The following is a 20,522-nucleotide window of genomic DNA, read 5'->3' on the forward strand; positions in this document are numbered from 1 at the left end:
GTGGCACGGGGGTTCTAAAATATGCGCCCATTCCCTATTTGAAAAACGAAGGTTGGGGGGAAAAATTCGCCCTTTGGGGATATTTCTACCAGAAATTGGGTGAGAAAATTACAAAAATTGTTGGAAGTTTTTTCTTTGTATCTCCCCTCTTCCTGAGGATATCCCCCCCCCCCCCCCCCCCCCGGCCATTGGTTCTTACACTAACGAGGTCGCTCATTCCTCTGCCAGGATGGCCAACCGTTCTTGAGCATGCTGTCAATTCCTGCGTAAACCATTGATTCTGTCTCAGCCGGAAAGTCATGACTTTACTCCACTCTCTCCTTTTCCATGCCACCAATTATCACTAAGGAAACTTATCCAAGTCGTGTTCATCACGTTCAGCCAAGGCCAATGCTCGCGATAGAACCGTCAACGAGATATAGATTTTTCGTTAATATAAAACTAACTCGCTGGGCGAAAAGAATCGACAAAAAAAATTTCTGCTCTGTCGTCAAAAATCGTAGACAATTAGATGACAGCAACTAAGTGGATTTCATGTATGAAAAAGAAACTATTGATTACGGTTGGTGCGGGTGCCTCGATCGATTTTGGCATGCCATCAGTTTCGGATGTGGATCGACTCATCGATAGCCACGCAAATAAAAATTTTCCCCTCACGAACGATCCATCATCGAATCTATATCGCTACTGTCGCGATGCCATCGCTCAGTACTATGTCCAAAATCCAAAATCTGGATTGAGGAAGTCGGTCAATTTCGAAGAAGTGCTTTATCAGCTAAATTTGATAGCCGCATACCACACCGACAAGAATTTCAGCCACGGCTCGAACGCACTGCTGAAGCCAGTGCCACTTCCGGACGTAGATCATTTTGGTCGTTCAACGCAAGTAGATGCAGGCTTATTGCGCAGCATCTCCAGCACAGCGATCGATACGATCGTTAACGAATTCATTGACAAATGCAAACAGGCTACGACTCAGAAGTCCGCTGAAATCGCGGCTCTGACGAAATTTCTAGATGATTTAAGCAATAGCTTTGATATCGGCATTTTGACGCTCAACTACGATAACATCTTTACGCAAGCTAGGCCGAACCTCTATACCGGCTTCGACAGAAAGACTGGGAGTTTCGATGCTCATGGCGTGATGACCCGCACACAGTGGGAATTCATCTACCACATGCACGGCTCGATGCATTTCGAAATGCAGGGAAGTTCTAGCGACATGCATGCAATCAGCTGGACTAGAACACCGGCGACAAGTCACGTAACCAGTTCAAACGGGCGCAATACGCAGAGCTCAATGGAGGGAACTGATTTTCCGACCTCAACCATCATCGCCGGCTACGGTAAGACGCAGCAAATGATGCGTCAACCATTTCGCACATTTTATGCGCAAGCAAATAGGCTTGTGCATGAGGCAGATAGTTTGTTATTTTTGGGCTATGGGTTTGGTGACCTGCACATGAATGCACTCTTTTCTGAAGTGCGTAACCGTCAGCTTCCAACCGTTCTAGTGGACTACGCAAACAACCTGCAGGATCCTTTACCATTCCGCATGGATGACTGGTCTTATAACATGCTGAGGACACTCCAAATTAATACCCACAAGATGAGCGCGCCTGGCCACACAGCGGCTGCGGACATCGCCGATTTGAAAGCGCGCAAAGAACTGGAAATGTCTACCGACCCGCAAGTCCGCTTCGCTGTATGGTATGACGGAATGGCAGCTGCAACGCAGTATTCACAAAAGATACTGCACCACTTGTTATGATCCTGCTCTAAGCTCATGGATGAATAGCATCATCTGAAGATCCAATTTGCGCAGCAGTGTGGATAGAAACTGCCGCGCGATACTTAATTCCGATTTTGCATCGCTCCACATATCGCCGCAGGTAGATTCCAGCAGATCAGATGTTGGATATGATCACCCCAGGAAAAGTTGATGCCCGTCCATAGACAAGCTCTTTGCATTGTTCAACAGTTCTCTGGTTATACGCTTCCGCAAAAAGCAGATCATTTTGCACTGCTTTAATTTGAAATCCACTCTCGTGCGATGGGAGAATTTTTTTGAAAAGCACGTTCCACATTTCAGGTCCGACTCCCCCAGGCGGGATTAAACTCCGTAGCTCAGGAAATTTTTTAATAATCTCGTTTAGTGCTTCCTCAGACCAGGCTGGCGGGGCCAGTTTCATCGTTTCCGATACATGCGCTAAAGGCAAAACGTACAGAGTTATTAGCATGTGAGCACTGGCGTGGAACTCTAGAGTGAAATTATTTTGCGACGGCAAGGCTACATTTGCAGCTCGATCGGACAACAGCACAACCGGCTTATCGTAAACCATAATAAATGAACCAGAGACGCTCGTGTTATCGCCGGTCAGTGACTCAAGAATTTGGTCTAGCAGTGGTATGTCAATCCCTGGGATGGGATAGAGCAATATGAACATTGTTGATAACCAGTTTCGATATTCTTGAGCTGTGATTTTGAGAATTTTGCAAATGCGGTCTTGCCGCGGGTTATACCCATTCAAAACTTTCTGCTGAATTTCTGCTGCTCTGGAATCGGTAGGCGAACTCGTAGCAAGCTGTGGAAAGATTTGTAAGCAAGTGCGAATGTTGTACGGGTTTCGCACGAAGTCCATAAATTTTGCGCGCAGAATTGCCTTTACTTCCATCTGTATGTCGAGGTTTCCTGCACGTACTTTTTCTATAACTGACAGTGTATGTTCGGGTACCTTAGATTCAAAGTCATGGAACAGTTTTTCGTAATTTCGGCGCAACCGATTTTCGACATCGAAAGTGTACAGGTCTATCACTGCTAGATTGCTTCTAATCGGCCGCAGGACCCTAGGCACAGGCGAAATTAAATTTCCCCCGACCTTTCTATAAGCGGCGATATGACTTATTTCGCCATCCTCCGAGGGAGTGGCATTGAGTGACTGTATTGCTTGAGCAATGAAATGCTGATTTTCAGTGTTATTAGCAGGTAGTGATTCAAAATCGCGAGTCATTTCAAGCTCCAGAATTATCAGTTCTAATCAAATTTAGCATACCAGAAAAAACGAGACATATCGCATATTGTGACCAGTATCGCCGTTGATCAATGTATTCGATTGAGTTAGTCTAGCTTGGGACCACCATCAACCGCAAGCGTCTTTCCAGCGACGTCTAGACTGCCTGGCTGTCTTTACCCATGATCGAATTCCGGCACAATATTTGTGCCCACAACTTTCGATTATGGATACAAATTTTCAACCGATCATCTCTACCAATGCACGCGGCTACTACCGCCAGCATCCGTTGAAGTTCACGCGCGCCTTAGAGGGTGTAGACAAAATCAACAACGAAGTTGTAGCATGCTATCTCGATGTGAAGGGAGCATGCCATGGCAACCAGACATTCACTCGGCAGCACCGCGCCGTCAAGCAGTGCCGGCGGCAGACCACCAGCGTTGAAACCTGAGCATATCGCAGTTTTGCACGAAATCGTGCTGAAGCGCGCCCAGGCCCGCTTGCAGGAAATTGCCGACGAGCTGCATCACCGCTGCGCTCTGCGCGTGTGCGCAGCAACGATTCGTCGTGCCCTACGCGCGTTAGGCGTTGTGCGGCTCGGTAATCCCCCCATTTTTAGATTGCGCGAAAAGTAGAGGTTAAGCGGCCATGGCAAGCTTCTGTTTTGGCGTGATACCGTCAGGTGCCATGTCGTGCCGGCCGTGATCGCAACTCTACCGCCAGCGCGCAAAGTCCCCGATCTAGCCGAGCGCACGAAGCAGATGACGGGTTAGCTTATCGTAGCCAACTGTGCAGCTATCGCGAGCAAAAGCAGGCGCTCTACAGCTGCCTCGATCGGATAAACCATCCTTTGCCGGCAGTGATAGGTAGGGGCGGTCAACTTTTTCTTGCGCGCGGCATGAGTCTCTGCAGGGCAGGGCGGCTAGACAGGTCAGCCCTGATCTCGTCGTTCAATCAGGCAGCTACGAGAACGTGCACCAGGTGCTTGGCAGGACACCCCGGCCCTAACACGATCCATCGGGTTTTCATCTTTCAAGAACCACGGATCAGGAAAGCCTAAGCGACTGGCGGCGATTCAATGGCACCGTCCGCTTCCGCCCTATTGTGTTGAAAAACGCGGGTACGTTGACCTGTAGATAGAATTCCTACAAGCCTGGACTGGCCAAAACCGCCGCTATTGAACGATCACCGACTGCTTGGAGATTTGAGACATCCCGAAATGGTTGCCACTCGACATTTTCAACACAATAGGCCGATAGCGGTCAGCAATACCGTTCATCGATTCAGCTCTTCGACTAGGTGTCTCTCTAACAGTGCATATGGCATCGCTACTTGCCAAGGCTTCTCATTATTAGGCAGGAAAGCTGAATCTCTCAAATATGTAGGTCCCCAAGATCGCTCTCCGGGTTGAAGCAAGTGCCAGTTTGCCACGGCGTGCTGCTCTCCGTGAATTGAAACAACCGTGAAGTGCCCATGCCAATGGTCCTGATAATATCGCTCAGAGCTCGAAAGGTAGCTCATGAATACCAAAGCTCGCTGACCGCTCACAAGTGCTTGATTTCCCCAGGCTCCCGTTGACCCGACAAATGACATTTGAGCGGAGTCATAGCTGTCAGGTCCCTCAAACCGACGAGAATATACTTTCTCAACTTTGCCGATATATTGCTGTTGCCCTTTATCGATCACGGTCATGAGAACTGCGTCACAGCGCGCCACTTTATCTCGTAACAACTGAATTTGGTCCATAAACTCCCTTGCAGTATTGCGCAGAGACCACAGCCCTAATAAATCTAAATGTCTGCTGCTGGCTGCGTACTCAATCGGTCAACGCAACACTTTAACTTAAATGCATCGTTGCAGAGTGGAAATTATGCGAGAGATAACTCGAATCGACTGCGCCGCGCACCGCGAACCCCGGGATTAACGTTGCAAAAGGTTTGGCCACGGAAGCGTGCATGGAGAACTTCACCGAAGCTCAAGCAGCTTTTACTTGAGCGCGGTAGGAGTCTATGCAGGGCAGGGGAGATAGACAGGCCAGTCCCGATCTCGTCGGTGGATCAGGCAGCTACGAGATCGCACACCTTCCAAGAACCATGGTTCAGAAACGTCTAAGCGACTGGTGGCGATTCAATAGCGCAGCTTACCCGAGACAGCGACTGCGTCCCCAGTTCGGTAGAACCCTCTTTCTTCTCAGTCTCATCACCGCCCCGAACTGTTCACATCGGGACTAACCAAGCTGACCAACCAAAGCTCCACTTGTATCCTCAAGATGATAGGGAGTGCCATCCGACCAGAGAAGGAATTAACCATGAGGAATTGCGAAGTGGTAGACACGATCCTCAGTAGTAGACGGCACGAACCATGGACAGGTCGGAGATTGAACTGTATCCTTACGGAAATTACCGATCTATTAACTATTCCCTACCGTTTCGAACGTATGCCCGACCGCAATCCAATCGAATATTTCACTCTTCCGTCCTTCGTGCCGGCCATCTCTTCGACCCAAGGGCGCGTTTGTGACGCTATGTCTCACGGCGGCCTCGATGCCGATTTGGCACTCCAACTTGGAGCCGATATCGTCAATCGAGGAAACATCGATGGCGTCATGCTTCTTAGAGCATCACTGGATCAGAAGGAAACATTGGAAGAAATTACGGGCATAAAACTGTACGAAAACAGACTATACGAGATTTCGGATATCTACCCGCTCGATTTAAGTTCGACGGCAGATGCAGTCGAAGAAATTGACGGAGCTTATGAGTTTAAGTTTGTAGTCGAAGACGAAGATGGTGCTCCTATACCATCCGTTGCCCTTACGGCAAGGTTCGGAAAACGAGTAGCGTCACCGGTTTATAGCGATTCGAATGGAATCGCATTAATCAAATTGGCCGTCGCGATTGTGCCATTAATTCAGATCCGACCAGCACAGGGGTATTGGCCCGCCGAATTGCGTGGCCGTAAATCATCTGAAACGGTAGAGACGATAACATTGACACGTATTGATTTGAAAAAGCATGAACGCTACATTGACTTATTGGGTGAGCCCAAACTCGAGGATGGCAAAGGGGTAAAAGTTGCCATCATTGACACCGGCGTTGCGAAACATCGTGATCTTCCAAACGTGACCAAGCGCTTGGTTGTTTCGCAGGGAGCTGTGCTCGAAGATACACTGCCTGATGGGATTGATCATGGCACCCATGTGGCTGGTATCATTGGCTGTTCTAATCACGCCGTGTTGGGCCATGCACCGAGCGCTGAAATCTTTAGCTACCGCGTTTGCCCTCCAGGAACACGCAATATGAAAACGATCGACCTTTCTGTCGCAATTGCACATGCCGTCGATGCTGGAGCTGACATTATCAATCTCAGCCTGGGATTCGATCTGTCGGACGATGGAATTGTCGATTCAATCAACTTCGCACATGACATCGGCGTCTTAGTTGTCGCTGCATCAGGAAACAACAGCTCGTGTAAAGTAAATTTCCCGGCAAATATGCCCCGGGTAGTTGCCGTGAGCGCGCTCGGCCGGATCGATGCTTACCCATTTGGCTCAACAGCGCAGCTTCAGCTTGCAAAAGATGCACAAGGTGAATATTTCGTTGCTGCATTCTCAAACTTGGCACCAGGAATGATCCAATGCTCAGCGCCTGGTGTGGGCATTGTCAGCACTGTACTGGACGACGGATACTTGGCTGAGTCTGGGACGTCTATGGCCGCCCCTGCCGTTACAGCCCTGGCCGCAACTTTATTGTCACGTAACTTGAGTAAGCTCGGCGCCCGCACGTCAGAGCGCCTCAAGAACTTAGAGGAGATGCTATATACTGGCTGTAACCGGGCCGGCTTTAGCAGCGACCATGTCGGACACGGCATCCCATCTGTGAGGTGATGATATGTATGTACTTCTTTTTAGATATAACGGGATTGGTGCCAAGCCCAGCGCAGATATCGAGCGGATAGCTCGAATGGATGGGGTAGATGTCGTCAATACTCAGCTACCCAAATCAATAGTAGTCCACGTCCGTGGCGATTATGAGGTAAGCAGGCTTACGAAATTTCCCAACTGGTCTTTGAGCGCTCCTCTGACCACAGAGATAGATACGGCAATAGACAGTTTAGCCGCTGCTAAAAATGGGTTTTCAGTTAGCAAATATCTAAGGCGCGTCTAAGTACATTCGCACAATTCTCTTGCTTGAGCGCGGAAAAGTCTCTATCAGCAGGACAGGGTGAGGGGCTAGGCATGCGCGATCGCATCGTGGAATCAATCGACGACACAGCACCCACCTATGGCCGGGCAGTGTGCTCCAGGCTTAACACGATCCGTTGGGTTCGCATTCGCCAAGAAAAATGAATCAAGAACACCGCATCTACTTACGGCGATTCAGCCCGAAGAATGCATCAAACTCCGCAATGCGCGTTTTTGGAAGTGCCGCGCGCAATCTACGATATTGCCACGGTTGGAGTGTTCTCACTTGAGAGACGACATTATCACGCCGTGTATTGATACGAAAATCTGCGGCATTAAATGCAATTTTGTGTGCGTTGCAAACGGCCGAGATCAGGATGAGCTGGCGGGCACTGTAACCCATTTTCCACTTTTCTCGCCAACTAGACTGTTCAAATTGATCGGGTTGAGCGGTCGCGAGCGCCTCCAGGACACCGAATGCTCGTTCCTCACGAGATCTCGCTTCATGCGCTGCCTGAGTACGCCGTAAAAATTTGGATTTCTCTTCCTCACCAACCACCTCAAAGCCGTTTTCATAAAGAGGAACAAATTTGGTGATGCAGGTAGACCCGACCCAAAGAGCATGACGAGTCAGGCGGTTCTCTATCTCGTACTGATAGCGCAGTCCCTCATGCTCACATAACTCACACACTTCACCAACAGAATGTGTGTCTTCATATCCCCCAGTTGTTCCCCACTCACGCATGGCCTCACGCAGGGAATTGCCTTGAGATAGTTTTATCATGTTCGCAGCTGCGTGTTCACTCCAATTTGACATCTGATGCTCCTGTACGAACAGTCAACTCCGATGGTGGTGCCCAATAAACTCATTTCTGAAGCAAATTCACAAGCCAGCACTTTTCAGTCCTAAGTATGACTATAGCGCAAGATGCATGCGTTATACGGAGGCGGCGTCGGCTAGATAACGTTGACATCCTCCCTGCGCGTCACTGGAAGGAAGATTAGGTTTTTTCGCAACAACACCATGTCGAAAATCCACAATTTACCGATTTGGTGTCCAAAAAACATAAATATCAGACTATCTGACTTGCTGCACTTATGCAATAAAGGTATCTTGGTTACATTAAGCGACCTCTGCGGTTTAAGACTGCTCTCGGCCATTTTCAACCTATGGTCCTCCCTTCCCCGACCAGGGCAATCCCTTCAGAAGGGATATCGCGCTTAGCTCCACAAGGCACGTTCGATATCGCTTCGGATCTTGTTAAAGACCTAAACGTGAGCATTCAGGAATTTTTTGTCAGTACTCCCACATCCGTTTTGATAACCGGGGCACTAATTGTGATCCTGAGCATCGCGTTTCTCACCGTATTTTTGATACCAGGTGTGTTGCATTTCATTCGGTTACGCAATATAAAAAAACTGATTGCAGGCTTTGGGAAAAACGACGCTGTCGGACTATTTTCCGCGGCATTTTCAGTGGACAAGCGCCTGCTGCATTTATGGACTGAGTTCCGTGAATCACTGCATGACCAAGAAGAAGAGCGCGATGGCCAGATGATGGTTGTCGCTTCACGCGCAACGGTGCCAGCTGAAGTGTATTTCAGCACCCAGGCAGTTGTTGACGGCAGATTGCGGACAGAATTTTTCAAACACGTTCCAGGGCTCTTCACGGGCATCGGCATCATCGGGACGTTTAGTGGACTGATTACAGGGCTAGAGGCATTCAAGGTAAGCGAAAATGCTGCCATCGTCCGCGCGGGACTAGAGTCATTAATGCATTCTGTCGGCGAGGCATTTCTCATTTCGGCTACAGCAATTTTTGCCGCCATGCTGGTCACGCTCCTCGAGAAACTGTTGTTGGCTGCTCTGTATGAGCAGACTGAGGACATCGTTCGCGCAATCGACTCCTATTTTGAATCCGGCGCAGGCGAAGAGTATCTCTCACGGTTAGTGAAGGCATCTGAAGAGTCAGCAAGCCAAGCGAAAATTCTAAAGGATGCGCTTGTAAAGGATATGAGCCAGCTGCTGCGCGAGTTAACCGCATCGCAAATTGCAGCTGCCAAGGAGCAACAAGATGCACTCGCCAGTCGTTTGACAAGCACAGCCAAGGAGCAAGCCGAGCTTTCCAGACAAGATAATCAGGCACTTGGTGCAACCATCGCTGAAAGCATAAAACTCAGCTTGGAAGGTCCAATGAAGGATATTGCGGAAACAGTCAAGGCAGCCAGTGGGGACCAGAGCTCAACTGCTTCCCGTATGCTCCAAGATGTGATGACAAGCTTCAGTCAGCGCCTGAATGACTTATTTGGCGGACAAATCTCCGGCCTTAGCGATCTTAACCAGCAGACTGCACGTAGCATGGAGGATGCGGTCACGACCCTTCAGACACTTGTTTCTAACATAGAGGATTCTAGCCAGCGCTCAACTGACACCATGGCAACACGGATGGCCGAAGCCATCGAAAAAATGGAACTTCGCCAAGAATCTATCAACGCCACTTCTACTGAGTTCATTGACCAGATTCGTCAGCTTGTAGCGACATCCCAGACTGAAACCAGCAATAAGCTGCAGTCGACACTGGATAACATGGGCACTCAAGTTGAGACCATGCTTGGCAAACTCAACGATACGCAAAAACAAGTATTCGATAGCAATCAGGCGCGGGAACAGGCGATGTCGGACCGTTCTAGCCAAGTCGTTAGCGCAATGTCTGCATCGGTGGAGTCTGTGATTGGGGAACTCAACTCAGCTATCAGTGAAATTGCGAGAAGCGTATCGTCCCTTACCCAAGTAACATCAACCTCTGTCGACAAAATGTACGCAGGAGCAGAAAAGTTAGGCGCAGCGTCAAGAGACTTTGCTTCGGCAGGCGAGCGTGTCTCCGGAATCATGGGGCAGGCGGCGACGGTATCGGCCAAGTTTTCAGAGACCTCGGGGGCACTAACAAGCGGGGCAACGGCAATTCAGGAACTACTCCGGGACTACGGCATGCAGCGCACAGCCGTTTCCAACTTAGTCACCGAATTGCGTACGACTGTGGACTTGGCACGCAGAGAGGCTAGTCTGACCAGCGACATCCTTGCACGCATCGAAGAGTCCGCACAAAAACTCGGAACCGCTCAAAGGCAGGCAGACGAGTACTTAGCCGGCGTCAGCGAGGTGCTGGGTACGGCCCACACCGCGTTTGCTACTGAGGTAAAGCGAACCCTAGACAAGGCAAATACCGAGTTTCACACAAAGCTAGGATCGGCGGTCGCCCTATTGTCATCGGCAGTTGGCGAGCTTGAGGTCACACTCGCCTCAATGGGCACCATGACTCCGGCCAGGAAAATCGCATGACCGGCACCAAAATATACTTAAAACGTGGAAGCAAAGACGAAGCTGAAAAGCCTTTTTGGATTTCGTTCGCCGATCTGATGACTGCATTGATGGTGTTGTTTTTAGTGGTGATGGGTGTAGCCCTCCTGGCCGTCACCAAGAACGTGACAGAAAGAGAAAAAAAAGAAGCCCAACATCGCAAGGAAATTGAAATTATTCTTGACCGCTTTGAGGCGGCGGCAAAAAAACACGAAGATGATGGCATCAAAATCGATCGACAACGCCAGGTTATCGATTTCGGGCAACGTGCACTCTTCGCCTTCGGTAGGTCAAGCCTCGAAAAGAACCAAGAGGAGGTGTTGCGCAGGTTCGTGCCAGAAATCCTCCAACTATCCAACGACGACCTGGGAAAACGGGTGCTCAAGAGGTTAGTGGTCGAAGGGTACACCGATAAAAAGGGAACCTACCTCAGCAATCTGAACCTAAGCTTGCAACGTAGCCAGCGTGTGCTCTGCTCAATGTTCGCTGTCAGAGGTACCTCCCTACTATCAGACGCTGAGAAAGAGCAAGTGAGAAGCCTTTTTTTGGTAGGGGGCTACTCCTTTAATGCAGCAAAAGATAAGGATGAAGAAAGCCGCCGCGTCGAAATGCGCCTGGAATTCCTCGGCGTAGATGAACACAGGCAGGAGGTTCCTCAACAACTAGGCAATTTTGGCGAATGTGCGCTTACATGAATGCGCTTGCCCACCTTGCGAACCTCCTAGCAGCTGGGACCCAGGAGGGTACCAGACCGATGGCCGCGAGCCCTCGCATTGATGTCGTCCTGGCAGAACTTCGGTCTCGGGCGAGTACTGGTACGCGTCCGCGTATATCGGATGACCACCAACTGGAAGCAGTACGCCGTTTCTGGCAGACACAACAAATCTCGAGTTTCCGGGATACGTATCTCTTATCGTGGGGCCTGTGTCTTCCCCATCGTCCAGATGGCGATTGTGTCCTCGATAATCGACCGCGGCTCGAACGTGTCTTAGCCGGCGCAGATGACTGGATGAAGAAGCCAACAGCATACCGCCGTTGCTATCAGGGACTGGTCCGGAGTTATTTCAGCTACGCTCCGGTTATCGCAGAAGAAATGGAGGTCCGTTACAGCAACTGGCGCTACCTGCGTGACTATCTTTTCGAGCGGAACGACAGTATTGGCAAGCAGGTAGTCGTTCCTGACTGGGTACGCACTGCTATCGATAACAAGCATCTTTTCACCAGCGAGCCGTATGCCCCTTATGTTGATGCATTACTTTGGGGGGATTCTTCGATTCTCGAAGAGCTATGCGAACGGCTTCACATTGGGAAGGCCTCTTGGTTCCTGAAGCGTTTGGTCATGGCTCAAGTGAAGCGGGCTACCCAGATGGAAGATGAAAATTACTTAAGCATCCTGCCCAGGTTACTCAATGTCCTTGCTGATAATGAGGTCCTCCGAGACGCAGGCCTTATCCGGCTGCTGAATCGCTATGTCGATATCCCAGCTTTACCCCTGCATGCACAATTGCAAGACGTATCAGTCAACTGGTGGGGAAATCCATGGCTGCCATCGAATGAAACCCGGTGGGGCGGTGTCACTTCAGATGCCCGAACAATGGTATCGAATTGGCTCAAGGCAGCAATTATCGAGACATTCTTTACCAAGCTGGCAGAGGATGGCTCTGCTGACCCACGCCGCATGCAGTTCTGGAAGAGATATGTCAACTCAATCGATAGCATGGAGTTTGCGCTTGGCTCCACGGCACGCAATTCCGCCGAGCCCGACTTCGTGGCTCTACGTAAAAAAATGCACGGATTAACGTGCCATCTAGACACTTCTGGTGCAAATAACGCATTTATCATGAAGATGGGAAACCTTGTTGTCGTTGAGTTCAGCGGTATGGGAAACGCCCTCTACGGATACGACGTACGCAAAGGATTGCCTTTCGACTCTAAAAAGGTTCTTCGACTCCTCACAGATGCAGACAATTCCCTTAAACAGAAAGCACGCAGTGTTCTCTGGGAGTCTCACAAGGATGGTGTCGGAACCTGGTCGAAATGGGAGAATAACTTCGAAACAATTCTGCGTCGACACTTCGGAATAGAACCTCAGCAAGCTATTCCTGCCCCTGCAAAGAAAGTCCGTAGGTCCCCCCTCACAACACCGATCACGGAAGCAAGTAAGCCGATGCCTCCAACGGTGAAACGGCATTACTCGCTCGATGGATTGAAAGCATTGGGCAAGTACAATGGGTTTGAAATACAGGATAACTCTGCTCTCGGCGGAAGTCTGTGGGCACGTACAGATATGGCAAACGAGGATGTGACACAGACACTGACGAGCTGGGGATTTAGTCACAAACCAGGTAAAGGGTGGTGGAAATAGATGTTCAGATTCTTCAAAAAAGAAAAACTTACTATCGAGTTGCCTCAGATTTTCAGGGCCATTACAGCATCTGGCATCTTGGTATCCTCGGAGCGTCAGGAGATCGGCCGCAAAGTCGAGGGCAGTGTTTTTCATGGCTACGCTTCTCAACTTCTCGATGAGGGCCTAGCCAATGAGGTACCTGATGGCATAGCAATTCGTTGGGATGATTTCTATACTGCAGTCGCACAATCTAACTTCGACGGCTTGCTGCAGTCGCTCGACATGCCCAGCTTCTGTGACGCCAGGATTGCATTGCGCAGCACTGGTTCATTAGCGGATCAGGATTTCTCGATTGTAATAGGCGCTTGGCATCGCTCCGATGGATCAAGGATGCAGGTCAAGCTAATTGGGCCAGTCTTACAGGAGGGCGAGCAAGAGCACCTCATGCTGCCGGCGCAGTGGCATCTTTTTCAGTCAGTGGTTGCTTTTTCCCGGCGCCCCCCCGAACAACGTGACGATCTCTTCCATAGACAGGCATGGGGCCGCATCAGGACGCTTGCTATACAGGCCAATGCCATACTCGACGATTTTCTCATCCGCTCAACAGTATTAACTCCGCACTCTTTACAGTTAGAGATGCGAAAATCTGATGTTGTTGTGGGAGATCGCGTTGTCGAAATCATGCCCATGTTCACCGACGCTCCCAAGGGTTGGTTAGAGACTTTCGATAGCAGCAAGGACGTGAGGGACCGTTACGACATCGTCACCGATGAGGGCATCGTCCAAGTACTGATTGAGCCAAAGGTACGAACTGTATTACAGGAGGTGAAGCGCCTCGATCATCGCCGTATCGCAGGCTCACGTGCTCAAGCGTTCATCCTGAATCCTTACTCCGCCCTTGGCCCGGACGCAGTAGATGTCATTGACGAGGCACAGTTCGAGAATGCGCGTGCCGAGGCCGGCCTGACCTATGAGAGGTTTTCAGCCATAGTCGAACATGATGCGCTCGGTTTTCCTGTACGAGTGGGGCTATTAATTGAGACCGCCGATGTCAACGGTCTAGCCTCCTCAGAATCCGAGTGGTTCGATAAGGCGACACTTCCAGCGTTCATTGGCACAGTAGAAAAAGCTCTGCGAGTAGGACATCAACTAGTAGCATGGAGGGGGTTTGACCTGGAGCTACAAGGTGAAACACAACGCTATGTGGACGAGTTGAAGGCTGCGCACGAGCGCTGGCAAGGAGCGTTAACACTGGTCTCTTATGCTCAAGTTCACGACCTCAGTGGCTATTCTGCGCGTATCGAAGGAATTGGAGTCGAAAAGCCCTACTATTCCCCATACATTGCGAAGAAGACTGCAGGCGATGGTTGGTTCCCTGACAATGTCGTTCCCTTAGTAGTCTACAGGCCCGAGGATGGTGGGGAACCAATTGCTATACCCACTACAAAGCTAGCCATCGAATCGCTCGAGCGCGAGATTGAATCCGCACGGCATGCCGGAAAGTCCTCGGTAAGCGTGTCTTGGCTGCCTGAAGCCATCGCTGTCACCGAAGCAACCAGCATTGTCGAAACATTCAAAAGTATTTTCCAAGAGATCGACGCAGGCGGGTCTTCTATATCACCAAGTGAAGGAAAAACGAAGAATCTTCAAGGTGAGGCGCCGACGCAATTGATCTTACGGGCGAACATACAGAAGGTTGAATACGAAGAACTTCGCCGCGAGGCATTGGAGGCTGTACCTCACATCCCCTTGATACCGCGAGCGATTCGAGCGACTGCGGCATTGTTACCGCACCAAGTCGAAGGACTGGCTTGGATGCAGCACTTGTATAGCCTCCAGACTGAATACCAAGTACGTGGAGCAATTCTCGCCGATGACATGGGGCTAGGGAAGACCTTCCAATTACTCGCATTGATGGCTGGCCTGATTGAGCGCGATGCATCGATAGCACCGATGCTGGTAGTCGCGCCGGTTTCTCTGCTCGAAAACTGGATTGAAGAAGCTGGAAAATTTTTCATACCAGGTTCGCTACCACTACTCACAGCATACGGATCGGGACTGGACGGCCTCAAGGTGCCCAGGAGCCAAATTGAGCAGCGACTACAAACTGATGATAGATTAATAAAATTTCTAATCCCGAACTGGGTCGGCTCAGCCAAAATTGTGCTGACCACTTACGAGACACTACGCGACTTGGAGTTCTCCTTTGCCGCCCAAAAATGGTCGCTGATGGTTTGTGATGAGGCGCAAAAAATAAAGAATCCAGCTGCAATGGTTACGCGCGCGGCAAAGAAGCAGAACGTCGATTTCAAAATTGCTTGCACTGGTACGCCCGTTGAAAACACGTTAGCAGATTTATGGTGCTTGTTTGACTTTGTTCAACCAGGTTTGCTTGGTGCGTTGAATGACTTTGGAACGCGCTATCGGCGACCAATTGAGGCAAATACCGATGAAGAGAAGGAGCGCGTCGCCGAGCTCCGTGCACGAATTGCGCCGCAAGTACTGCGGCGCATGAAGTCTGTGGTTGCCAAGGAGCTACCGCCAAAGATCATCGTTGAAGACTGCAGAGCTTTAGCACTATCAACGACACAACGGAATCTATACGCTAAAGCCATAGATAGCTTCAAAAAACGCAATGACGAGGCGAGCCAGTCCCCCTTCAAAAACCACCTTGGTCTCTTGCACTACCTTCGACTCGTGTGTACCGATCCACGGCCTTATGGGCTCAGTGTGTTCAAGCCGGAGGCGGTTGCAGAATATCGCGTTAAAGCCCCGAAACTCAATTGGCTTCTTCTGACACTGACGGCCATCAAAGAAAAGGGGGAAAAAGCGATTGTCTTTTGTGAGTTCCGCGAAATTCAGCGCCTGTTGCAGTACTACATCGAAATGGAGTTTGGCTTACGTCCCGACATCATCAACGGCGACGTAAGTGCATCGGCAAGCCATACACAAAGCCGACAGAAACGCATCAAGTCCTTTCAGGATAGAGCTGGCTTTGGTGTCATCATTCTTTCGCCAGTTGCTGTTGGATTCGGCGTTAACATTCAGAAAGCCAATCACGTCATTCACTACACCCGTACCTGGAATCCAGCAAAGGAAGATCAGGCTACAGACAGAGCCTACCGAATTGGTCAGGAAAAGCCAGTTTACGTGTATTACCCAGTTGTGAGCGCCCAGGATTTCACCACCTTCGATGTAAAACTGGATCAGCTGTTGACATACAAGCGAAAACTGGCCGAAGACATGCTAAACGGTGCCGGAGACATTGGCCCTGGAGATTTCAGGCTAGCCGATGTTGTATCTAGTGCTGATGCAAGCGATATCGATGAGCGTATTAACCTTGACATTGCGCTACGCATGAACGGTCAACACTTTGAGTATCTTACAGGCGTGCTCTGGACTAAGCTCGGTTACGCCTGCTATAAAACGCCTAGTGCGAAGGACTATGGGGTTGATATCGTCGCAATTGAAGGAAGTGCAGGCATCTTAGTTCAGGCAAAAACCTGTGGTACCGATGGAGCGAGACTAGGCTGGGACGCAGTGAAAGAGGTGGTGGCCGGTGAAGCTTTCTACAAACGCAGGCACTTTGAGGTGCAATTTCAGAAAGTTTGTATAACGAATCAATTCTTCAACTCTCACGCGATTGAAAATGCTGCCCTGAACGGGGTCAAACTGCTCGATCAAACGGACCTTGCAGCGATGCTCAATGCTCACACGGTGACAATGCTTGAGATTGAAAGAATGCTGTACGCCACATGGGAGCAAATTTAATCTGTACCGACTTTTCAGATACGCAAGCATGGTGGATGACAATACAACAAGGGCGTCCACTTAGATTAAATCTCAGATTGCATTGCTAGAGGCATAGTTTGCATATATTAATGGCAAGAAACACACAGGAATACCTATGACACATCCCTATCAGATTGTTAGATCGAACAAAGTGGGCTTAGAAAGTGAGGAGAGTTACGTCGTTGCACGTAATGGTGTCAGTTTTCTAAGAATCCTCGGGGGAGAACCCCATTGGACCGTTATGACGGCAACCGCAAGCGAAGATATGGGCCCTATTCAAGTGTGTGCTGATCTACAGCGCCTAGTGGCGGTAGCATTACGTCTATGTAAGGAACTTGATAGTAGTTCCAAAGTTGTAAAAGATAGATTGGGGCGCCCATACGTAACCATCGGTACTATCACTCGAGAGGCAGGGGAAAGTGAAGATGATTTTCAGCGAGTAAATAACGCGCTCTTTCAGAGATTCTTCGATATTTTTGACAGCGATAACGCTGTCTGAATCGCCACGACTATCGTAGACACTCCTGAGCCATAATTTAGGCAAAGGAGAAATCATGAGTGGTAAGCGTTACACGGAAGAATTTAAGGTCGCTGCATTCAAGCAGGTGTGTGATCGCGGGCACCCAGCGGCCGAGGTCGGTGAACGGCTTGGCGTCAGTATCCACAGTATCTATGCTTGGACAACGCGAAACCTCAAGATTGGTTAAGCAAGTGGAAGAGATTGTTTTGAGAAGCCTGGCTCTAGGAGAGTTCACGTGAGAAAAAGCCTCGTACAAATCGCGTTTGTATTGTTCGCCAGTGTGGCGACTTCTGCGTGGTCGGCAGATGATGCTCAAGAGATGTCGAAAGATAAATGGTGCATTTTCCTCGCTCACACCTACAATAATGCAATCACCGCTCGGAATGCAGGTCTTCCGCCGGAGAATGCTCTGGCGATGGCGAATTTTAAGGAACTCCCATTAGAATTGCGGAAACAGATCATAAATGAAATTTATTTTGATAAGAATTTTCGGAGCGCGGTCAGTAGCAGTGACCTCGTTTTTGAACTGATTCAGTATTGCCTTCACGGCGCGCCAAAGCCTTATGAGCCGTTGAAGTGATCAAGGAAGCCGCATGGTAAAGCCGCAGAAGAAGAAACTTAGAGGTTTGGCAGGGAAGCTGCTGGCGGTGGAGCCAGAATATCGGTATGCGCTTTACAAAAACATCATTGCGAAACACCGTGGTAAGACAGTGAGTAAAGGCTCGCCAATGCTTCCTGGTTCGTTTGAAAATGGCAAACGCCGGTGAAGGGAAATGGCCAATGAGTGGAGTTAAACAGATCTCAGTCACAGTCGATGCTTTGTCGATCGATGTATGGGTCGTCAAGACCGGCAAAGTAACTTATCGCGCGTACGCGGACTTTCGTGGGCGTCGCATCGAGGCAACCGGCACAAGTGACAGTAGTGCTGTAGCTGCCTGGCAAGGCAAGGCCAACTATGCGGCAAATGAGTAGGGAAAACGCCCAGCGGCACCCCATGCCCGCTCGACGGGCTTGCCCCCGATGAGAAGGCCAGCGTGGTGCGGGCCAACAAGGGAATATATGCAAAGGAAACTGCGCCTATGAGCGCCCGCTACTGGCCGGCCGCCAGCGAACCTTAAAGGCAAAAAATGGCATTCAACGTTACAGATCTAAAAGCAATCGCAGCGCATAGCGGAGGCATGGTTCTTGATGCAAAGAAGTTCACTGTGACGGATTTGAAAGCGATCGCGGCACACGCCAAAGGCAAAGGTTCTCGGATATATTTAAACAACGTGAGCGGACTGACTGTTACTGACCTCAAAGCAATAGCAGCGCACGGTGGTGGCGCAGTGGTCTTCGATCTTTTGTAAAACCACACGGGAAACATAACATGAGCTACGAAACTGAATGCGACAACTGCAAAACTGAGTTGGTCGTCATTGAACGTCCAATGGGTGTTCCTGGTGGGCAAGAAATGGAAGAAGGGTATTGCCCACTTTGCCGCAATGAAGTGGCCAGGTTCATGACCGATGGGTTTATATCCGTAAAACTGACTGAGGGGCAGTATCGGTTGTTGCAGACAATTTTTAATTTCTCACGAATGGGACACCCATGCCCACAGGAGGTCGTCGGGGCCGCAGCTAATTTTATTGCTGCTGGCTTTGTGAAACAGTCTGGTAATGACCTACAAATCCCTGCGGAGGTGCAGCAGGCACTTGCAGGCGTACACCAAGCTCTCAAGCTCTAGAAAAAGATCTGTGACAGCGATGATCAACAACATGGCCGCAGCGCGGCGCTGGCGTGAACAGTAGAGCTATTTCGGCCGGGGCGGCGTCATCGTGCTATTCGATGGGAAAGTTCAAAGCTGGGCGAATCAGCTCCGCAACCCTGAGTATTGGCAATCAGGCTGCATCGCAGTCGATGAGGAGGGCAAAAGCTGGACTACCATCGCTAGCGATCGGCGTGATGGTGCTCTGATGTGGTTGCCGAACGATCCAATCCCCAATTAAAGTAAATCAAACTAGCGCCGTCCCTGCGCCCGCCCCGGCCGGAAGCCGAACAACGAGAGAAATAATGCAAGGCGATATCCCTGACGAGAAGTACCGTACTAAGAAGACGCGCAAGGTCATTCAAATAGCACCTGTTCAACGCCCCATTATCGATCAGGTGTATCGGGTGGAATCGGTCGATGTGCAGGTTTTCGCACTGTGCGATGACGGAACTATGTGGTCGCGGCGTACCGGCCAAGACGTTTGGTTGGAAATCCAGAATGTTCCCCAACCTTGATCACGGAAAAGCATGAACAGTTTCCAAAAAATGGTGGGGAGATGAAAAGCCCGCCTGATTTTATGCCTACTTAGGTGAACCTTATCAGCCGGCGCATTGGTCGGCACGTCTGATACGATCCTGTGCAACGTTCTGCACTAAAGAATGGAAGTGGTTGGTGGAAAGCGCAATTGCTATCGTCGGGTTGATCGTAAAAGGACTTGGGGCTGAAAATGACTCAAATGGATCCCCAGTTCATCCGTGAGCGCGAAGCCTGGTATAAAGCCGGGGCGGGTGCAGTCGCTGCACAATCAGGTGTCGGAGTGCTGGTGATCAGCGCCGTAATGGGTCTGGTGACGGCGATATGGAAACCTGACGCCTCTGAGGCTGTGATCACGACCGCCTTGATGTGTCTAGCATGGATCGCGGCTTCGAATGGCATCGTTGTACTGAGGGCAAGTAAAAAGGCCCGACATGGTGGCGTGGAAGTTGATAGACACTAAGGAATATCGTTCACAGCAGTACCGGTGCCAGGCACGAGCTGGCATCGTCAATGAGAAGGTCAGGCGATCTGCTTGGCCAGTGAGAAAACTGGCTATATGCCCCGTTCCGGCCCGTTGCCGGCGAGAACGAAATATATGAATGTATCCTTACTCACTTTGCTTAATCTGCAGATTAACGCACCGGTAGACGCTGGAAAATGCACTACAGCCTGCTTTTGCCTCAACCCGGCATGAGTCTCTGCAGGGCAGGGGATAGGCAGGCCAGACCCGATCTCGTCGTTCGATCAGAGAGCTCCGAAATCGCACACCAGGAGCCTGGCAGAATACCGAGCCTCCAACACGAGGCATCGGTTTTTCATCTTTCAAAAACTATGGATCAGGAAAGTCTAAGCTACTGGTGGCGGTTCACGTGGCGACTCATTGGCACCGCCCGCTTCTGCCTGCGGATTCAATCGGTCAACGCAACACACTGTTCAAATCGTTGAGCCGGTGTTTGGTAGTGTAGCGTCTTCCTAGGGCGCTCGTTGAGTCTTCTGGCTACCGCATCGAGTTGCTCTTGCGAATA

At 50.2% G+C, this 20,522-nt stretch carries 17 protein-coding genes and 2 pseudogenes; 15 read left to right on the plus strand and 4 right to left on the minus strand.

From position 1 onward, the window contains the following. The first annotated feature begins 538 nt into the window (after positions 1-538). Complete coding sequence (locus LSO07_RS17550; protein ID WP_191909579.1) at positions 539-1,771, plus strand: SIR2 family protein; 1,233 nt, start codon at positions 539-541, stop codon at positions 1,769-1,771. A 136-nt stretch (positions 1,772-1,907) separates the two neighbouring features. Here the strand turns inward: LSO07_RS17550 and LSO07_RS17555 are convergent, their stop codons facing one another. Beyond that, entirely contained in the window at positions 1,908-3,011 is a 1,104-nt protein-coding gene (locus LSO07_RS17555) for a hypothetical protein (RefSeq protein ID WP_151092522.1), read from the minus strand. Positions 3,012-3,385: 374 nt separating this feature from the next. On the opposite strand from LSO07_RS17555, the gene LSO07_RS17560 reads away from it, so the two are divergent. After that, positions 3,386-3,646, plus strand: a complete 261-nt coding sequence (locus tag LSO07_RS17560; RefSeq protein WP_151092524.1) for a helix-turn-helix domain-containing protein — start codon at positions 3,386-3,388, stop codon at positions 3,644-3,646. A gap of 640 nt (positions 3,647-4,286) precedes the next feature. Here LSO07_RS17560 and LSO07_RS17565 read toward each other — a convergent pair. Continuing rightward, on the minus strand, positions 4,287-4,703 hold the full coding sequence (locus LSO07_RS17565) for a hypothetical protein (RefSeq protein WP_191909580.1): 417 nt from the start codon (positions 4,701-4,703) through the stop codon (positions 4,287-4,289). A 685-nt stretch (positions 4,704-5,388) separates the two neighbouring features. On the opposite strand from LSO07_RS17565, the gene LSO07_RS17570 reads away from it, so the two are divergent. Then, on the plus strand, positions 5,389-6,897 hold the full coding sequence (locus tag LSO07_RS17570; RefSeq protein ID WP_191909581.1) for a S8 family serine peptidase: 1,509 nt from the start codon (positions 5,389-5,391) through the stop codon (positions 6,895-6,897). A 478-nt stretch (positions 6,898-7,375) separates the two neighbouring features. Here the strand turns inward: LSO07_RS17570 and LSO07_RS17575 are convergent, their stop codons facing one another. Beyond that, positions 7,376-8,011 carry a hypothetical protein gene (locus tag LSO07_RS17575; protein WP_141169622.1) on the minus strand — a complete coding sequence of 212 codons (636 nt, stop codon included), beginning with the start codon at positions 8,009-8,011 and terminating at the stop codon, positions 7,376-7,378. 458 nt (positions 8,012-8,469) lie between these two features. Here LSO07_RS17575 and zorA point away from each other — a divergent pair, with 458 nt between their 5' ends. The 12 genes and pseudogenes from zorA (at position 8,470) to LSO07_RS17635 (ending at position 19,957) form a co-directional block, all read left to right on the plus strand. Beyond that, entirely contained in the window at positions 8,470-10,533 is a 2,064-nt protein-coding gene (gene zorA / locus LSO07_RS17580) for an anti-phage ZorAB system protein ZorA (protein WP_151092528.1), read from the plus strand. Beyond that, the gene (locus tag LSO07_RS17585; RefSeq protein WP_151092530.1) at positions 10,530-11,246 is read left to right on the plus strand and encodes an OmpA/MotB family protein; all 717 of its coding nucleotides are present in this window, start codon (positions 10,530-10,532) and stop codon (positions 11,244-11,246) included. The genes zorA and LSO07_RS17585 overlap by 4 nt, the downstream gene beginning before the upstream one ends. Positions 11,247-11,305: 59 nt before the next feature. Beyond that, entirely contained in the window at positions 11,306-12,916 is a 1,611-nt protein-coding gene (locus LSO07_RS17590) for an EH signature domain-containing protein (RefSeq protein WP_191909582.1), read from the plus strand. Beyond that, positions 12,917-16,669, plus strand: a complete 3,753-nt coding sequence (locus LSO07_RS17595; protein WP_151092534.1) for an SNF2-related protein — start codon at positions 12,917-12,919, stop codon at positions 16,667-16,669. It begins immediately after the preceding gene. A gap of 136 nt (positions 16,670-16,805) precedes the next feature. After that, positions 16,806-17,189: a hypothetical protein gene (locus LSO07_RS17600; RefSeq protein ID WP_151092536.1), complete on the plus strand. Its 384-nt coding sequence runs from the start codon at positions 16,806-16,808 to the stop codon at positions 17,187-17,189. A 55-nt stretch (positions 17,190-17,244) separates the two neighbouring features. Further along, positions 17,245-17,370 (plus strand): annotated as a pseudogene (locus LSO07_RS17605) (transposase); the annotation flags it as partial. Between the two features lie 75 nt (positions 17,371-17,445). Then, a complete protein-coding gene (locus LSO07_RS17610; RefSeq protein WP_151092540.1) occupies positions 17,446-17,790 on the plus strand; it encodes a hypothetical protein in 345 nt (114 codons plus the stop codon). Positions 17,791-17,803: 13 nt separating this feature from the next. Then, the gene (locus LSO07_RS17615; protein WP_191909583.1) at positions 17,804-17,977 is read left to right on the plus strand and encodes a hypothetical protein; all 174 of its coding nucleotides are present in this window, start codon (positions 17,804-17,806) and stop codon (positions 17,975-17,977) included. 360 nt (positions 17,978-18,337) lie between these two features. Beyond that, positions 18,338-18,559, plus strand: a complete 222-nt coding sequence (locus tag LSO07_RS17620; protein ID WP_151092542.1) for a hypothetical protein — start codon at positions 18,338-18,340, stop codon at positions 18,557-18,559. Positions 18,560-18,579: 20 nt separating this feature from the next. Beyond that, complete coding sequence (locus LSO07_RS17625; protein ID WP_151092544.1) at positions 18,580-18,936, plus strand: hypothetical protein; 357 nt, start codon at positions 18,580-18,582, stop codon at positions 18,934-18,936. A gap of 326 nt (positions 18,937-19,262) precedes the next feature. After that, the gene (locus tag LSO07_RS17630) at positions 19,263-19,475 is read left to right on the plus strand and encodes a hypothetical protein (protein ID WP_151092546.1); all 213 of its coding nucleotides are present in this window, start codon (positions 19,263-19,265) and stop codon (positions 19,473-19,475) included. Positions 19,476-19,696: 221 nt separating this feature from the next. Next, positions 19,697-19,957, plus strand: a complete 261-nt coding sequence (locus LSO07_RS17635; RefSeq protein WP_151092548.1) for a hypothetical protein — start codon at positions 19,697-19,699, stop codon at positions 19,955-19,957. Between the two features lie 448 nt (positions 19,958-20,405). Here LSO07_RS17635 and LSO07_RS17640 read toward each other — a convergent pair. Then, positions 20,406-20,522: pseudogene (locus tag LSO07_RS17640) on the minus strand (IS30 family transposase); the annotation flags it as partial.

Source organism: Janthinobacterium sp. PLB04, assembly GCF_021165895.1.
In the GTDB taxonomy this organism is placed as follows: domain Bacteria; phylum Pseudomonadota; class Gammaproteobacteria; order Burkholderiales; family Burkholderiaceae_D; genus Janthinobacterium; species Janthinobacterium lividum.

Bases quoted from the DNA above. Each gene is read 5' to 3' on its own strand.
- LSO07_RS17550 (WP_191909579.1), top strand. From the start codon at position 539: ATGAAAAAGAAACTATTGATTACGGTTGGTGCGGGTGCCTCGATCGAT.
- LSO07_RS17555 (WP_151092522.1), bottom strand. From the start codon at position 3,011: ATGACTCGCGATTTTGAATCACTACCTGCTAATAACACTGAAAATCAG.
- LSO07_RS17560 (WP_151092524.1), top strand. From the start codon at position 3,386: ATGGCAACCAGACATTCACTCGGCAGCACCGCGCCGTCAAGCAGTGCC.
- LSO07_RS17565 (WP_191909580.1), bottom strand. From the start codon at position 4,703: ATGACCGTGATCGATAAAGGGCAACAGCAATATATCGGCAAAGTTGAG.
- LSO07_RS17575 (WP_141169622.1), bottom strand. From the start codon at position 8,011: ATGTCAAATTGGAGTGAACACGCAGCTGCGAACATGATAAAACTATCT.
- LSO07_RS17585 (WP_151092530.1), top strand. From the start codon at position 10,530: ATGACCGGCACCAAAATATACTTAAAACGTGGAAGCAAAGACGAAGCT.
- LSO07_RS17590 (WP_191909582.1), top strand. From the start codon at position 11,306: ATGGCCGCGAGCCCTCGCATTGATGTCGTCCTGGCAGAACTTCGGTCT.
- LSO07_RS17595 (WP_151092534.1), top strand. From the start codon at position 12,917: ATGTTCAGATTCTTCAAAAAAGAAAAACTTACTATCGAGTTGCCTCAG.
- LSO07_RS17600 (WP_151092536.1), top strand. From the start codon at position 16,806: ATGACACATCCCTATCAGATTGTTAGATCGAACAAAGTGGGCTTAGAA.
- LSO07_RS17615 (WP_191909583.1), top strand. From the start codon at position 17,804: ATGGTAAAGCCGCAGAAGAAGAAACTTAGAGGTTTGGCAGGGAAGCTG.
- LSO07_RS17620 (WP_151092542.1), top strand. From the start codon at position 18,338: ATGGCATTCAACGTTACAGATCTAAAAGCAATCGCAGCGCATAGCGGA.
- LSO07_RS17625 (WP_151092544.1), top strand. From the start codon at position 18,580: ATGAGCTACGAAACTGAATGCGACAACTGCAAAACTGAGTTGGTCGTC.
- LSO07_RS17630 (WP_151092546.1), top strand. From the start codon at position 19,263: ATGCAAGGCGATATCCCTGACGAGAAGTACCGTACTAAGAAGACGCGC.
- LSO07_RS17635 (WP_151092548.1), top strand. From the start codon at position 19,697: ATGGATCCCCAGTTCATCCGTGAGCGCGAAGCCTGGTATAAAGCCGGG.